13 protein-coding genes are annotated in these 15,729 nt (G+C 57.7%); 10 read left to right on the top strand and 3 right to left on the bottom strand.

Annotated features, from left to right (window positions below; genetic code table 11):
- Window positions 1-48 precede the first annotated feature (48 nt).
- The 7 genes from BJ985_RS11255 (at window position 49) to BJ985_RS11225 (ending at window position 7,177) form a co-directional block, all read left to right on the top strand.
- Complete coding sequence (locus BJ985_RS11255; RefSeq protein WP_179387499.1) at window positions 49-1,674, top strand: LCP family protein; 1,626 nt, start codon at window positions 49-51, stop codon at window positions 1,672-1,674.
- Window positions 1,675-1,699: 25 nt separating this feature from the next.
- Entirely contained in the window at window positions 1,700-2,362 is a 663-nt protein-coding gene (locus BJ985_RS11250) for a TIGR03089 family protein (RefSeq protein ID WP_179387498.1), read from the top strand.
- A 45-nt stretch (window positions 2,363-2,407) separates the two neighbouring features.
- On the top strand, window positions 2,408-3,145 hold the full coding sequence (locus tag BJ985_RS11245; protein WP_179387497.1) for a sulfite exporter TauE/SafE family protein: 738 nt from the start codon (window positions 2,408-2,410) through the stop codon (window positions 3,143-3,145).
- A gap of 502 nt (window positions 3,146-3,647) precedes the next feature.
- Window positions 3,648-5,039, top strand: coding sequence for a hypothetical protein (locus BJ985_RS11240; protein ID WP_179387496.1), 1,392 nt, complete (start codon window positions 3,648-3,650; stop codon window positions 5,037-5,039).
- Between the two features lie 147 nt (window positions 5,040-5,186).
- Window positions 5,187-5,348 (top strand): glycine betaine ABC transporter substrate-binding protein, encoded by a 162-nt coding sequence (locus BJ985_RS11235; RefSeq protein ID WP_083798048.1) that lies wholly within the window; start codon window positions 5,187-5,189, stop codon window positions 5,346-5,348.
- 161 nt (window positions 5,349-5,509) lie between these two features.
- Window positions 5,510-6,829 carry an amino acid permease gene (locus tag BJ985_RS11230; RefSeq protein ID WP_179387495.1) on the top strand — a complete coding sequence of 440 codons (1,320 nt, stop codon included), beginning with the start codon at window positions 5,510-5,512 and terminating at the stop codon, window positions 6,827-6,829.
- Between the two features lie 12 nt (window positions 6,830-6,841).
- On the top strand, window positions 6,842-7,177 hold the full coding sequence (locus BJ985_RS11225; protein WP_005326631.1) for a YrhK family protein: 336 nt from the start codon (window positions 6,842-6,844) through the stop codon (window positions 7,175-7,177).
- Window positions 7,178-7,442: 265 nt separating this feature from the next.
- Here the strand turns inward: BJ985_RS11225 and BJ985_RS11220 are convergent, their stop codons facing one another.
- The 3 genes from BJ985_RS11220 to BJ985_RS11210 form a co-directional block, all read right to left on the bottom strand.
- Complete coding sequence (locus tag BJ985_RS11220; RefSeq protein ID WP_179387494.1) at window positions 7,443-8,762, bottom strand: MFS transporter; 1,320 nt, start codon at window positions 8,760-8,762, stop codon at window positions 7,443-7,445.
- Window positions 8,763-9,160: 398 nt separating this feature from the next.
- Entirely contained in the window at window positions 9,161-10,471 is a 1,311-nt protein-coding gene (locus BJ985_RS11215; protein ID WP_236587057.1) for a threonine/serine exporter family protein, read from the bottom strand.
- 510 nt (window positions 10,472-10,981) lie between these two features.
- Window positions 10,982-12,199, bottom strand: coding sequence for an amidohydrolase (locus BJ985_RS11210; RefSeq protein WP_179387493.1), 1,218 nt, complete (start codon window positions 12,197-12,199; stop codon window positions 10,982-10,984).
- Window positions 12,200-12,458: 259 nt separating this feature from the next.
- Between BJ985_RS11210 and BJ985_RS11205 the strand changes: the two genes are divergently transcribed.
- From BJ985_RS11205 to BJ985_RS11195, 3 genes are all read left to right on the top strand, one after another.
- On the top strand, window positions 12,459-13,439 hold the full coding sequence (locus BJ985_RS11205) for a carbohydrate ABC transporter permease (protein WP_179387492.1): 981 nt from the start codon (window positions 12,459-12,461) through the stop codon (window positions 13,437-13,439).
- Between the two features lie 27 nt (window positions 13,440-13,466).
- Complete coding sequence (locus tag BJ985_RS11200) at window positions 13,467-14,312, top strand: carbohydrate ABC transporter permease (protein ID WP_049378801.1); 846 nt, start codon at window positions 13,467-13,469, stop codon at window positions 14,310-14,312.
- Between the two features lie 81 nt (window positions 14,313-14,393).
- Window positions 14,394-15,716 carry an ABC transporter substrate-binding protein gene (locus BJ985_RS11195; RefSeq protein ID WP_179387491.1) on the top strand — a complete coding sequence of 441 codons (1,323 nt, stop codon included), beginning with the start codon at window positions 14,394-14,396 and terminating at the stop codon, window positions 15,714-15,716.
- Window positions 15,717-15,729: the final 13 nt, after the last annotated feature.

Raw genomic sequence — 15,729 nt, 5'->3', positions numbered from 1 at the left:
TGCCCTAAACTGTCTCCAGATCCCCACCAATCTAGAAAGCCTCCACTTGTGACTTCTGAGAACACTCGCCGAGCGCGCACCATCCAGCCGGCGCCCTCTGCCGCTAGTGCGGTAAAGCAAAAAGGTTCCACGGCCATCAAGGCAATCGTGGCCCTCGTGTCCGCCTTAATCCTGGTGGTATCCGGCGTGGGTTATGCCACCGTGGGTCGGCTGGATAATGGCATGTCTTCGGCCACGGACTTGTCCCTGGACGGCCAAGGCTTGTCCGGTAACTCGCTCGATGGCGCAGTGGATATCTTGCTGGTGGGCAAGGATTCGCGTACCGACGCCAAAGGCGATCCCCTCTCTGAGAAGGAATTGGCGGACTTGCACGCCGGTGTGGCCGATGGTGAGGAAAATACCGACACCATGATGCTCATACGCGTTCCGGAGGACGGTTCCCGCGCTACCGCCGTATCCATTCCGCGCGATACCTATGTCAAGGATCCGGACTACGGCAATATGAAGATGAATGCTGTCTTCGCCTCCCACAAGAACGCCAAGGAGGAAGAGCTCGAGCAGGAAAATGCCGAGGCGGAGGCTAAGGGGAAAAAGAAGCCGCACTCGGATAAGGACATCGAAAAGCAGGGCGTCGAAGCCGGGCGCGAAGGATTGCTGGCGATGGTGCGCACCCTGACCGGTGTGTCTATTGATCACTACGCCGAGGTGGGCCTGCTGGGCTTTACTTTGCTCACTGACGCCGTCGATGGTGTAGATGTCTGCCTCAACGATGATGTTGATGATGACATGTCTGGCGCTAAGTTCAGCAAGGGCAAGCAGACCCTCGACGGCGCCAAGGCCCTAGCTTTCGTGCGCCAGCGCTATAACCTCCCGCGCGGCGACCTCGACCGCATCGTGCGCCAGCAGGCCTTCATGGCGTCCCTGGTCAATAAGATCCTGGACAATGACACCCTGGCTAATCCTTCCAAGCTGTCCAAGATTGCCAAGGCGGTAGAGCGCTCCGTGGTCATCGATGAGGGCTGGGACATCATGGGCTTTGTCACCCAGCTGGCAGGGCTTGCTGGCGGCAATGTCACCTTCACCACCATCCCGGTAACCTCCATCGACGGCCAGGGTGATTATGGCGAATCCATCGTCACCATCGATGCCGCCGAGGTCCACCGCTTCATGGATGACCTGGCCAAAACCCACGATGAAGCCACCGATGAGTCCAAGGCCGAAGATAAGGACAAGCAAGAGAAGGCGGACAAGGACGTCGATCCCAATATCAATATTCACGTCCTCAACGCCGGCAATATTGATGGCTTGGCATCAGGCATCGGCTCCTGGCTGGAAGGCAAGGGCTACACGGTGGAGCGCTCCGCGAACGCGCAGCCGGGCATCTACAGCGAATCGCAGGTCGTCGCCGCCGATCCGACGAGCGAGGATGCTAAGGCCCTGGCCAAGAAGCTGGGTGGGTTGCCGGTGGCAGAGAATCCGCAGCTCGACGATGACACCCTCATCGTGGTTGCTACCGATGATTACCAGGGGCCTTCCGATGAGGAAGCCAGCGACGAGCAGCCGGAGGAAGACACCTCCAGCCAGCCGGTAGGCACCCCAGGCAATGACTTCGGTACCGCCAAGGTTTCCCCGGAGATCGACGCTGGTGGCGACGGCCCGCGCTGCGTGAACTAGCACTTCTCCCCTACGATGGGCGGGTATGGAACTACTCGCCCATCTTTTGCGTGCCGACGCCGCCTCCCCGCGGCTTACCGTATATAACGAGGCCACCGGCGCGCGCATGGATTTTTCCGCGCAAACGCTCGACAATTGGGTGGCCAAGATCGCCAATATGTTGGAAGAAGAGCTCGACCTAGAGGCGGATTCCACCATCGCCATCGATCTTCCTTCCTCGTGGCAGGCGGCCGTTGTGGCCTTAGGCGCGCTCGCCTCTGGCCCTTCCTATAGCTTTGGCGAGTCTGCCGCGCTTGCCGACGTCGTCTTTACCTCCCCTTCCCGCTACGCGGCCGCCCACGAGCGCCAACCCCAGGCCGACATCGTGCTCATCAGCGAGGACCCCTTTGGCCGCGGCGTCGTAGAGTCCGGCGGGGAGCTGCCCACCGGCGCCATCGATTTTGGCCCCACCGTGCGCTTTTATGGTGATCAGTACTTCGCCGAAACCCAACCGCTGCCCCAGCTTGTCGATGCCCCCGCATCCGCCGAGCGCCTGCTTTCCACCGGCTGGTCCGATAATGAGTCTTTCTCCCGCGCCGTGCTCGAGCCCCTAGCCGCTGGCGGTTCCGCGGTCATCGTTGCCGGCATGTGCCCGGCCGAGCGCTTAGAGGAAATCGCCGCCAATGAGAAGGCCACCGCCCGCCTCTAATAGTTTCAGAAAGCAGCCCGATCCCGGATACACTTAGCCCTCGTTATGTTTCTGGGAATCTCTATGGACGCATGGTCCTCTATCTTCATCGGCGTCCTCATCCTCGCCGGCACCATTACTCAGGGCACCATCGGCTTTGGCTTAGGCACCATTGCCACGCCCATTATCGCGCTCATTAGACCTGATCTAGTGCCCACGCTCATTCTGCTGCTCGCACTGTGCATTTCCAGCTATACGCTCGCACGCACTTTCCGCGAGACGTCCTGGCGTGTCGTAGGAATCTCTTCCCTCGCTCGTATTCCCGGTTCTCTGGTGGGCGCGTGGGCAATCGCCAGCCTCTCCCCCGATGGGCTGTCCATTTTTATCGGCTGCGCCGTGCTCCTTGCTATGACGCTATCCAGCTTGGGCTGGAGCCCTCGCCCTACCACCGCCAATACGCTCATCGCCGGCGTAGCCTCCGGCATCCTGGGCACCTCGACCTCCATCGGCGGCCCGCCCATGGCGCTCATCATGAAGCGCTTCGACCCCAACCGCACACGTGGCACCTTAGCGGGCACCTTTGTCCTCGGAACCTTAATTTCTCTTATAATTCTGACGTTCAATGGGCAGATCAGCGGCACCCAGGTCACCACCGCGGCGGCCTATTTCCCCCTAGTCGTCGTTGGGCTCATTGCCGCCAACTACCTCAATCGCTTTATAGATAGGCACCTCCTCAACCGCATCGTCATTATCGTTGCCATCTCTGCGGCCCTCATGCTGATTGTCGAATCGGCCCTACTCTAGCCCCACGCGCTACCCCTCAGCAGAAGGCCCCAACAGGTTACTGTTGCGAAACGCACCAACCTCTGCCATGTAAACGCATATAACTTATGTCACGTAACATTCATGGCAAAGCATTTTATAACCCTTCCCCACTCGCTTAAATGCAGCGTACGACACATATTGTGACGTGTCCACAACCTTTCGGCAGGACCCTAAATCCCTTCCAGAAGCCACTCAAACACCCCCAGATGGGGGCTTACTCCCTTCGTGCCGATTCTCTATTGTATAGACAATCATCCATCAATATTTTTGCACGTACTATCAGCCGCTTAGCGGGAACAAACACCAATAAACAGGTTGGTCTATATAAAAAATACCCACCCGCCGGGGTGGCAAATATATAGACATCTAAGAGATGAATTAATTCTGAGCCTGTTTTAGCGTTTTCTTAGCGCAACATTGAGAGTTGCTGGATTTCATTCATAAGTTCATTCATTTTCTACCTGCCTAGGAGAAGTTCTATATGTCGATTCGTCGTCGCATGACCGGCCTGACCGCCGGCCTCATCGTCGCCGGCACCGCATTCGCGGCACCGCTGGCTGGCGCAGCTACCCAGACCGAGTCCTACCCGGAGACCCCGGCCCTGAACCCGGACCTGCCAATCATCCACACCACCCACGGTTCCGACCACATGAAGGCGAACATCTTGAACCCTCGCCCGGTATGTAACCCGTGGGAGGACCACCGCACCGTGGTCTACAAGGTCTCCGACCGCTTCCTGCCGGCCGGCACCATCTCCACCACCAACCAGACCAAGAAGGACATCCCGCTGCAGCAGGATCTGTCCAAGTCTCAGTCCATCTCCCTTTCCGTCAACGGTGACCGCACCGAGACCACGTCCATGAACCTGGGCGGCAAGGGCTCCAAGAAGGGCGCTGAAGGCTCCTTCGGCATCTCTCACGAGATCGCCACCAAGATTGGTGCTAGCGCTTCCTACTCCCTGTCTTGGGATGCTGGCCAGTCCATCGGACCTTACGACGTTCCACCAAACCACACCGGTGAAGCTACCTACGGCTTCCGCGTGCTGAACATGACCGGCACCCAGCAGTACTGCAAGCCAAACGGCACCTGGTCCACCCCGACCGCATGGAACGCAATGCAGCCGGTAAAGAACGAGGTTCGCGTCAAGCTGTACGATAAGCTTTCTGACTCCTACGCTCCTAACAAGGACGCTCAGAACACCACCGATGTCAACGACCCGAAGGTTGTTGAAGAGGACAAGAACCTCGAGGCTGACGCAGAGGTCGTCAAGGAGTCCGAGGGCAACGCCAAGGAAGCAACCGAGAAGGTCTCCGAGGCAGAGGGCAAGAACGAAGAGGCTGCTGACAAGAAGAAGCAGGAAGAGGTTGATGCCAAGGAGGACAAGAAGGACTCCAAGCACAAGCTCGACCTCGAGCCTTACCTGACCGTTTCCGGCGCTAAGCACGCTGGCTTCGCAGGCACCGTTGCTCTGCGCGCTAAGAACGTTGGCTCCGAGCGCTACTACGGCGAGTTCCCAGCTACCCAGTTCCGCGTTGACGTGAAGACCGCTAAGGGCCCGAAGGGCGTTGACCGCCTCATCACCCCGCGTTCCTCCAACGGCGCTCACATCCGTGACCTGGGCTTCAACGAGAAGACCTCCACCCGCTCCTTCGAGGTAACCCTGGCTAACCCGATTAACGCTGGCGAAGAGGCTCGCATCGCAAACCTGGACTTCGGCGATGGCAACACCAAGGAAGGCCGCATCATCAACAACATCGAGGTAACCCAGACCTCCCGCATCAAGGGTGATGACTCCAAGCACAACGACCAGAACGTTGACTCCCGCGAGCACACCATGAAGGACACCGGCAAGAAGGCTGAGGGCCTGTTCTAAGAACTCCCCACTTCTGTCCTAGGGACACAGTTTCCTAGCCAGTCACTTCAAAAGGCCGCTGCACCATCAAACGGTGCAGCGGCCTTCCTTCATGTTCCCCCTCCCCATACACGTCATCACTCCGCTCCAGATGCTCCCACCGAGGCCCTGGACGAGCACCCAGAAATTGCAGAGCTCTTCGCTCCCCTTTCGCAGCTGCTTACCGACGAAAAGATGCAGGCACTTAACGCCCGCGTCGACGTCGATGGCGAGGACTACACCACCGTGGCGCTCGACTTCCTGAAGGAAGAAAACCTGATCGCGGACTAGCTGCGGCACCTTAGCAAGATTCCCAAAGACCGCTGCACCACCCTTGGTGCGGCGGTCTTTTACATTTATTTAACTTAGATCACAAATTTGCTTTCGTTCGACAAAACCTTCAGATAGATTGTTTATGTTAGCCCATTCACAATTACTGAAGGATGAATTCTATGTCTCACACGACTGCGAATGCGCCTGCTTCACCGGCGAGTTCACCCGCTACCGGCGGCGCAGACACCCCCAACAGCAGCCAGGTGACCACCAATAAGGCCGTCAATAGCCAGTGGACAATCACGCTCTTCGGCACTGCCGTGGGCGCAGGTATCCTCTTCTTGCCGATTTCTGCCGGCAGCTTCGGCTTCATCCCGCTGCTGGTGGCTACCCTGCTCATCTTCCCGATGACCTACCTGGCCCACCGCGCGTTCTCCTGGATCATTAGCTACTCGCCGCTACACGGCGAAGATGTCCTCGCTGTACTCACCCACTTCTTCGGCCGCGGCAACGGCATCATCCTCGCCATCATCTACTGGTTCACCATCTTCCCGGTGGTACTTATCTACGGCGTATCGATTACGAATACGGTCGATAGCTTCATCGTCAACCAGCTGGGTGGCCCGGAAATCTCCCGCTACATCCTGGCGCCGCTGTGCGTGGGCCTCATGACGCTCGCACTAGCTTTTGGCAACGCCATCATGCTCAAGATTGCACAGTTCGTGGTCTACCCACTCATCGTGGCGCTCGCAGCAGTATCGCTCTACCTCATCCCGCAATGGGACTTGGGTTCCTTCATGGAAGCCGGCGATCACAGCGCCGGCGGTGTGCTCAAGGCCATCATCCTCATCCTTCCAGTCTTGGTCTTCTCCTTCTCTTTCGTCGCCGCCATCTCCCAGTTCTCCCTAGGCATGGAGAAGGAATACGGCGCGGACCACCACGCGCAGTCCGATAAGGTCATCCGCAACTCCGCCATCCTGCTAACCATCTTCACCATGTTCTTTGTCTGGTCCTGCGCCCTGGCCATGGGCGCGGACGGCATGCAGGAGGCTAATGACAAGAACCTGCCGGTGCTCTCCTACTTCGCCAACGAAACCGGCACGCCGTTTATGGCCTACATGGCGCCCATCGTCGTGATCTGTGCGGTGGCCTCCTCCTATTTCGGCCACGCCCTGGGCACCATCGAGGGCACCCAATACCTCTTCAACCTGGCCGCGCCAAAGGCCACGAAGAAGATGTCTACGCGCACGCTCGACCTGTGGACCTACCTCTTCATCTTTGTTGCTACGTCCCTGGTGGGTATTTTCAACCCCTCCATCCTGGATATGATTTCCGTCGTGGGCGGCGTCTTCTTCGCCTTCATGACCTACCTGCTGCCCATCTGGGTCATCTACCGCGTGGAGGCACTGGCGCGCTTCCGCAGCAACAAGACCAACTATTTCGTGGCGATCATGGGTCTTATCGTGCTCTTCGCCACCATCTGGGGAATGTTCCAATAATCCCACAAAAACATGGTTCAACAAGGCCTTTTCCTCTCTGGCAGGGTGGGAGACATCAAGTCAGAACAGGAAAAGGACCCCGACCTAAAAATTAAGCTCGGACAGAACAACGAAATCAAAATTAAAAACAAGTACGAGACGTTTTCCATCGCCAATGACATCGCTATCTCCGTGGTCTTCATCCTTGGCTCGGTGCTAACGCTGGCCGGCATGTCAATGGTCGCCACCGTCTTCTACCTTCTCGGCAGCCTGGGCATGGCAGCCCGCCCGGCCATCCGCCTGAAGCGCCGCACGCACCTGCAGCGCATAGGGGCGGACGCCAATACCGCCGAAAGCTACGACTACTAGACGCAATGGGCAGACGGGCTAACAGTAAACATTCAGCAACTGGCAGCGACCTATCAGGCGCAATCCATTGCAGTAGCAGCCCCGTACCCCATACTTAAATCATGCGTTTGAGAGAGCGCATACGAGAGAGATAGAGAGAACCCCTCAGTTTCCAGAGGGCGGCTTTAAGCCGATACATGGAAACACCTTGTAGAGAGAGACGCCTGCGGCCCTCGGTTCCATTTAGGTTCCGAGGGCCGCAGGCGTTTTGGACTACCGCAAGGTGCTACTCATGCAACTTATTCTTCTTTGAGGCGAAGAGAACCGCGATGCCGGTCACCAGCGCCGCGGCCACCAAGTAGAAAGCGGGGGCGAGCTGGAGGCCAGTGACGTCGATAAGCCAGGTGGCAATCATCGGTGCGGTACCACCGAATACGGCGTTGGCGGTATTAAACGTCAGCGCGAAGCCGGACAGCCGCACGTGGGTGGGGAATTGTTCGGAAAGGAAGGAGGGCAAGACGCCGTCGTTAAGCGCCAGCACGCCGCCCAAGCAGACCTGAATGATAATGACGAGGAGGAGCCCGGCGCCGTCGAGAAGCATGAAGGCCGGAATGATGGTCACGCCCATAAACGCGGCCGCGCACAGCATCGTCGTGCGGCGACCAAGACGATCCGAAAGCATGCCGGTGAGCAGGGCAAAGCCCACATAGAATGCGGACGCCACCGAGGACGCGATAAACGCCGGCGTCGCGGCCATGCCCAGCTCCTCCGAAAGGTAGGTGGGCAGGTAGGTCAAAATGACGTAGAAGCCAATGGCGTTGAGCACCGCGCCCGCAAAGGCAATGGCCAGGGCCTTGGGGTACTTCAGAACCTCGCGCAGCGGAGACTCCTCTGGCTCATCCTGGTCCTCAAAGTGAGAGGACTCCTCCGTGTTGCGGCGAATCCACAGGCCGTATAGACCCAAAGGCAGCGCAATCAGGAATGGCACACGCCAACCCCAGGAATCCAGGGCGGCATCATCAAGGACTCCAGTCAGCAGCGCCGCAATGAGCGAGCCCAAGAGCAAGCCCGAGGCCGTCGCGGAGGGCACCACCGCCGAATAGATGCCACGCTTGCCGGCCGGGGCAATCTCAGACAAATGCGTGGCCGCGCCCGCATACTCACCGGCTGCGGAAAAGCCCTGCACCATGCGGCACAGCAATAGCAAGATGGAGGCGGCAAAGCCGATGGTGGCATAGCCCGGCAGGAAACCGATGCACGCAGTTGCCACCGACATCATCACAATAGACACCGTCAGCGTATGGATGCGCCCGTATTTATCACCAAAGTGACCCCACACGATGCCGCCCAAGGGCCGCACCAGGAACGACAGCGCGAAGAGCGCAAACGTCATAATCAGCGCGCGGCGACCTTCCATCTCCGGAAAGAACACCCGGGAGATAATCGCGGACATATAGATATAGGCCGCATAGTCGAACCACTCGATGAAGGTGCCAATAAACGCCGCCTTAATGGCCGAACGATGCTGGCGCCTGGTTTCTTCCGCATCCTCTACCTGCGCCGGCACAACGTCCTTGGTTGGGGGTTGGGCTGTGAGAGGAGACATGCTCCTCACCTCGATTCTGTAGCTCTACAAGCAGGTGAAACGGCGCAGCCTGACTGCGCGCATATCTTCCACCCTACAGAAACAAACTATGTTCTACGTCACTTTCACGCGCCAATGTTGCACATCTCCACCCCAGACCTGCTTTCCGACGCCCTCCCCACCCCTTTCCCAGCCACTAACAGCAACCCAACAGCCGGACCCCATGGCCGCTACAGCCCAGTGCCCCATACTGAGATTGTGCGTTTGAGAGAGCGCATATGAGAGAGATAGAGAGAACCCCTGCAGTTTCCACAGGGCGGCAGCTGCCGATACATGGAAACGACATGAGAGACGCCTGTGGCCCCCAGCTCCGAAAGGAACCGGGGGCCACAGGCGTTTCCCTAGCTAGAGTCTAGGCATCATGTGGAAGAAGGCCGTTGCGGAAGCTTTTTATCAAAATCAATTAGGCGCCCCAAGGCCCAATCCTTATCAGTAAGCAAGCGAGAAAACACCAAACCGGCACCAATAGATCCAACTACCATCATTCCAGTTGCCACATTGGCCAACGCTTGATCCATCTGACCATCGTTCAAATAAAACACCGCCCGGAACATTGTCACCCCTGGGATCATAATCACCGCGGCCGGAACGGTGGTTGTAATACGAGGAAGACGCGCCCTTTTAGAAGCTACTGCCCCCAGCAACCCGATGATTAATCCACCCACAAAGGCTGCAAAGAAAATGGTTGTTCCCGCGTGAATTAGAATCAAACGAAGCTCATTTGCCACGGTTCCAACGCACGCCGCTACTAAGACCATGCGGCGAGAAGAGTTAAAAAGAAAAGCAAACCCAGCAATGCCCAGAAAACTTGCCAGCGGCGCCAACAGAAACCATTGCATATCCTGCACAGGTGCAGGTGGGTCAGGACTAAGTTTTGTCAGCCAGCTAACCATAGAGACCGTGAAAGCCGCCGTGAATATGACGGTAAAGGCGTACCCCAATCTGACAATCCCCGCATCAAGATCAAAGCGGGCTATGTCGATCAAAGCAGAGAAAAGTGGAAACCCGGGAATCAGGAATAAAACGGCCGCCACAAACCCCGAGGACAGTTCACTGGGTTCCACCGAGCCTATAGCCCCGAAGAATTCCGTCAACAAGAAGAAAACTATGCCTGCCGTCGCACCACCAGCAATCACTCCTCCAATTTGATGAACGTGACGGTGGAGAACTGTATAACGAACAAACTGGCCTGCAAACGCCGCCAAAGCAACCAACCCCACTGCTTCCAGCGGGAAAAAATTAAGATACGCAAACGCCGCACATGCGATCGCGGCAGCGAAAGAAAGAGTTAGACCGCCCCAGCGCTTTTTGACATTATGCTCAATAGTATCCAGCATCGCCGCTAATTCCTGAGCGGTGATCCCTGCGTAGAGGCGATTGTGGGTTAAATCTTCCAAAGCTTCAATCCGAGAGGCATCAACTGCAGGCGAATGTTGCCGAGCAATGACCGTCCGGAAGTATTCGCCGCGGTGAAACGTACAGGTAATCTGCGTCAGACCCACTGTGGCATCTAGATGGTCAAACCCCAATGCTCGCGCACTCCGTTTCATCCCTCTAAGTACGCGATAACCAGAGGTGCCGGCCCCCATTAGGAGCATTCCCACCCGCAATACAACGTCCGCCTCGACACCCATTTGCCGATGCATCTCCGGATCAAATTGTTGTGCCATCTCTCCTCCTCTGACACTGCTCTTGGCGCACAATTAAAGACTTGTCGACCCCAACCCGATAGCGCGCTTGTAGTTTCCCTAGAATCTTACGCAAAAGAAGCCTCTTGTGAATCAGGCTCATCGATCCAAAAGCCTCCACCTTGATACCCGTAAGCTGATTGAGCTATTTTTTATCCTCCGCCAAATGATTGCCACTATATTCACAGGAAAATACCAGACCTATGGCAGCCTAGCGCGTTATCTTTAATTTACGTGTTCGAGAGAACGCAAGAGAGATAGAGAGAACCAGTTCCAGCGCCCTGTGGCCCCAAGCGAGGCCCGGGCGTTGGAGCTGTTTTAGGGGTCTGCAGGTTGGGGCGTGGGGGAAGGAGAAGGCGTCGGAAAGCGGTGCATGGCTCAAATTCGCGGTTATAGATCCTACGGGCTACCCCCGCCACCTCATACAGCGCGCATTCCAAAAGGCATGGCCGCAAACACCATGGGACCGTGCGGCCGAATGCTGCGTGTCGGTTAGTTGTTTCCTAGGTAGCTCATCGCAGCGGCGATAAGGGCTTCGGTGCCGGTTCGTAAAGTGGGCTGGAGCAGCGGAGCGAAGTGCGGACTGTGGTTGGGGACATCCTTTTCTTCTTCGCGGCCGGAAAATACCCAGAAGCAGTAGGGAACGCCGAAAGCGCGGGCGATGGTGGAAAAATCTTCCGAGGTGGTGAGGGGCTCGGCATCAAGGACGCGGTCGGTGCCGAAGTAGGACACAAAGGTTTCCTTAAGGCGTTCCGTGGTGTCCTCATCGTTACTGGTAAGCGGGTAGGAATCGTGATAAGTAAACTCGGCCGGCTGCGGACTGCCGGCAGCCTGACACTCGGCATTGACAATGCGCTCGATGGCGCCGGTGATTTTATCGCGTACCTGCTCGCTATAGGCGCGCACATTGATCTTCAGGTTGGCCTCAAAGGGGATGATATTTGCTTTCGAGCCGGCGTTGATGGCTCCCACGGTCAGCACGCCGAATTCGGAAGGGTTGAGCTCGCGGGAGATGACCGTCTGCAAACGCATGACAATGGAGCTGGCCAGTACCACGGGGTCAACGCTGAGGTGCGGCATGGAGCCATGCGAGCCTTGGCCATAAACCTTGACGTCCATGCTGACTGCGGTGGACATGAAAGGACCGGAGGCCAGCGCCACGGTGCCGGCGGGAAAGTTGCTGGCAAAGACGTGTTGCCCAAGTACTACGTCGGGCGTGGCGACCTTGTCCACAAGTCCGTCATCCACCATGGACTGGGCACCGGCGGCAATCTCCTCGCCCGGCTGGAAAATGAGCTGTAGGGTGCCGGACCACTGGTCAGTGGCCTGCCCCATGAGCGCGCCCATGCCCAGCAGGCTGGCCACGTGGGAATCGTGGCCGCAGGCGTGCATGACGGGGACCGTGTTTCCTTCCTGGTCAACGGCGGTATCGGTGGAGGCATAATCCAGGCCGGTGGCCTCCTTAACTGGTAGGCCATCGAAATCCGCGCGCAGCATGACGGTTGGCCCGGCACCGTTTTCTAAAACACCGACCACCCCGCCGCCTACTTCAATGTGGTGGAAGCCGAGATCGGCAAGCTTGTCCTTGATGATGCCCAGCGTGCGCTCTTCCTGCATGGATAGCTCCGGGTGCTGGTGCAGATCCTTATACAGCGGCTCCTGCCAATCCTTGACGGAGTCATAGTTGCTGCAAACGGTACGGACAGACATGCTTCCTCCTAGTGGGGTCGCGGTGGATTGTAGGGGCCAGTGTAGTGGGGTGGGAGGAAGGTGGGCGTCGGCAAGCGGGGCTTCTTTGTAATGCCGGACAAAGTTAGGCGGTGGAGCGACCAGCGCCATAGGGGGCTGCGCTGCGGCTTTATAGAATCTTTGATGACGCGTCTACCTTTAACTCATTGGCCTTTTATTATTCATCAATTGTTTGTTTTCTGTGTAGCTGGGCGTCACCTGCCCGCCCTAGATTGACCGAGTGACTTTTCAGGAAGACTCTTCCGGTGCCGGTGGCGCCGGCACTACAACCGCATCTCCCGCACGCGCGGAAAGCCCCGGTGATTCCGCGGCGCTTGTCCGCAAGGCCAAGCGCAACCGCCATAAAGAATGGTTGCTGGCCGCGGCGCTCTTAGCGCCGAACCTTATCTTGCTGGCCGTCTTTACCTACCGGCCGCTGCTGGACAATATCCGCCTTTCCTTTTTCAATTGGAATATCTCCAGCCCCAACTCCACCTTCGTGGGCATGGATAACTATGTGGAGTGGTTTAGCCGCGATGACACGAAGACCATCGTGCTCAACACCCTGGTCTTTACCTTCTTTGCGGTGATTGGCTCCATGGTTATCGGCCTAGCGCTGGCCTTGCTGCTGAACCAAAACATTAAGGGCCGCAACTTTGCGCGCTCGGTGGTCTTTGCCCCCTATGCCATCTCCGGCGCGGCCATCGGCATTGCCTTCCAGTTCGTCTTCGACCCCAACTTTGGCCTTATCCAGGAAATCCTGGGCTGGTTCGGTATTGACTCCCCCAACTTCTACGCCGTACCGGGCTGGGCCATGTTCATGGTGACCTTCACCTTTGTGTGGAAGAACCTGGGCTATACCTTCGTCATCTACTTGGCGGCGCTGCAGGGCCTGGACAAGGAATTGGATGAAGCTGCCGCTATCGACGGCACCGGCCGCTGGCGCAAATTCTGGCGCGTGACCATGCCGCAGCTGCGCAATACCACCTTCTTCCTGTCCATTACGGTGCTGCTCAACTCCGTGCAGGTCTTCGACATCATCAACGTCATGACCCGTGGCGGCCCGCAGGGCAATGGCACGCAGACGCTGGTCTTCCAGATCTACAACGAGACCTTCGTCAACTTCCGCGCCGGCTACGGTGCGACTGCCGCCACCATCTTGTTCCTCATCCTGCTCATCATCACCCTGATCCAGGTCCGCATCATGGATAAGCGAGGTTAACCCAACATGGCTACTTCTACCCTTCACATGGTCACGGATGAATCCCCCGCTACCCGCCGCGCTAAGCTCATCGGCGGCTACCTGGGCATCCTAGCGGTCCTGCTGCTCATTGGCCTGCCGCTGTTTTGGATCCTGATGACCTCGTTTAAGGCCAAGGGCGATATTTATACCGACCCGGTCAATTGGCTTCCGCCGGTGTGGGAAACCGAGAACTACTCCGATGCCACCACCCGTGTGCCGTTCTGGACCTACCTGCGCAACTCGGTGCTCATTACCGCAGTGCTGTCCATCATCAAGATTGTGCTGGGCGTCATCTCCGCTTATGCGCTGGCCATCCTGCGCTTCCCGGGCCGCCACCTGGTATTCCTGCTGGTGATTTCCTCGCTCATGGTGCCGAGCGAAATCACCGTCATTTCCAACTACGCCCTGGTCAATTCCTTGGGCTGGCGCAATACCTTCGTGGGCATCATCGTGCCGCTGGCCGGCGTGGCCTTCGGTACCTTCTTGATGCGCAACCACTTTTTGTCCCTGCCCTATGAGCTGGTGGAAGCCGCCCGCATGGACGGCGCCGGCCCAATCCGCTTGCTCACCAAGGTGTTACTTCCGGTTTCGTGGCCCACGCTGACTGCATTTTCCGTCATCACCATGGTCAATGAATGGAATACCTACCTGTGGCCCTTCCTCATGGCGGATACAGAGGACGTCGCCCCGCTGCAGGTGGGCCTGACCATGCTGCAAAACAACGATGGCGTGACCAACTGGGGGCCGGTCATGGCCGCCACCATTCTCACCATCATCCCAATGGTCATCATCTTCCTGGCCTTGCAAAAGTACATGATTCAGGGTCTGACCACTGGCGCCGTGAAGGGTTAGAAGGCTTCTTCCCCACCCACGCTCGCCGTTTCCACTTGCTTTATTTTCCACCCTTTAACCACGCTTTTTAAGGAGAACTACATGCTACGCCGCAAATTCCTCGCCCTGGCCTCCACGGCCGCTTCTGCCACCGCACTCGCTGCTTGTGCCGGCACCTCGTCCACCAATCCACAAGGTGGCAACGACAAGGGCGGTGACGGTGAAGTCACCGAGCTGACCTGGTGGTCCAACCACCCGGGCACCTCCAAGGACATTGAGAAGGAGATCATCTCCCGCTTTGAAAAGGAGAACCCGGATATCAAGGTCAACCTCGTTGACGCCGGCAAGAACTACGAAGAAGCAGCGCAGAAGTTCAACGCTGCGCTCACTGGCCAGGACCTGCCGGACATCGTGGTGCTTTCTGATGTCTGGTGGTACAACTTCGCTATCAACGGCCAGATCGCCAATGTTGATGAGCTGGCGGAGGAAGCTGGCATCGACCTGTCTACCTACGTGCAGCCGCTCTACGAGGACTACAACTACGACGGCGGCCACTTTGCCCTTCCTTTCGCTCGCTCCACGCCGCTGTTCTTCTACAACAAGGACGCGTGGAAGAAGGCCGGCCTGCCGGACCGTGGCCCCAAGTCCTGGGATGAGATGGATGAGTGGTCCAAGAAGCTGGCTGAGGCTGATTCCACGATGAAGCCTTTTGGCTGGGGCGATGCCGTGGACTACCTGGGCTGGATCTTCCAGGGCCCGCTGTGGTCCAAGGGTGGCGCCTACTCCGATGAGTGGGACCTGAAATTTACCGATGACAAGACCATCAAGGCCGTCGAGTGGCTCAAAGACATCACCGATGAGAAGAAGGGCTACTCCTACGTGGGCAATGACATGGCCATGGAGTTCGGCACCGGCCGCGCCGCCGCCACCGTCCTGTCCACCGGTGACTTGGCGGGTCTGACTGATACCGCCAAGTTCGAGCTCGGCACCGCCTTCTTGCCTAACCCGACTGGCGACGGCGCCTGCCCCACCGGTGGTGCCGGCCTGGCCATCCCAGCTGGCATCAGCAAGAACCGCCAGCTGGCTGCTATCAAGCTCATTGACTTCATCACCAATGAGGAAAACACCTGCTACTGGTCCCAGAACGTGGGCTACATGCCGGTGCGCTCCACCGCGGTGGACAACGAGGACCAGAAGAAATTCATGAAGGACAACCCGAACTTCGAAACCGCTATCAAGCAGCTGCCTGAGACCCGCCCGCAGGACAATGCCCGCGTCTTCCTGCCCGGCGCGGACCAGGAAATCGGCGGCGCCTTTGAAAAGATCGTCACCAACCGCGATGACGTCACCAAGGTACTGACCGATCTGCAAAAGACCCTGCAGTCCATCTACGACAATCAGGTTAAGACCGTCATCAATAAGTAGGCTCTCGCAGTCA

Source organism: Corynebacterium tuberculostearicum, assembly GCF_013408445.1.
Classification (GTDB): domain Bacteria; phylum Actinomycetota; class Actinomycetes; order Mycobacteriales; family Mycobacteriaceae; genus Corynebacterium; species Corynebacterium tuberculostearicum.
The sequence above is the reverse complement of the archived record's forward strand: the minus strand, read 5'-3'. Positions and strand labels throughout refer to the sequence as shown.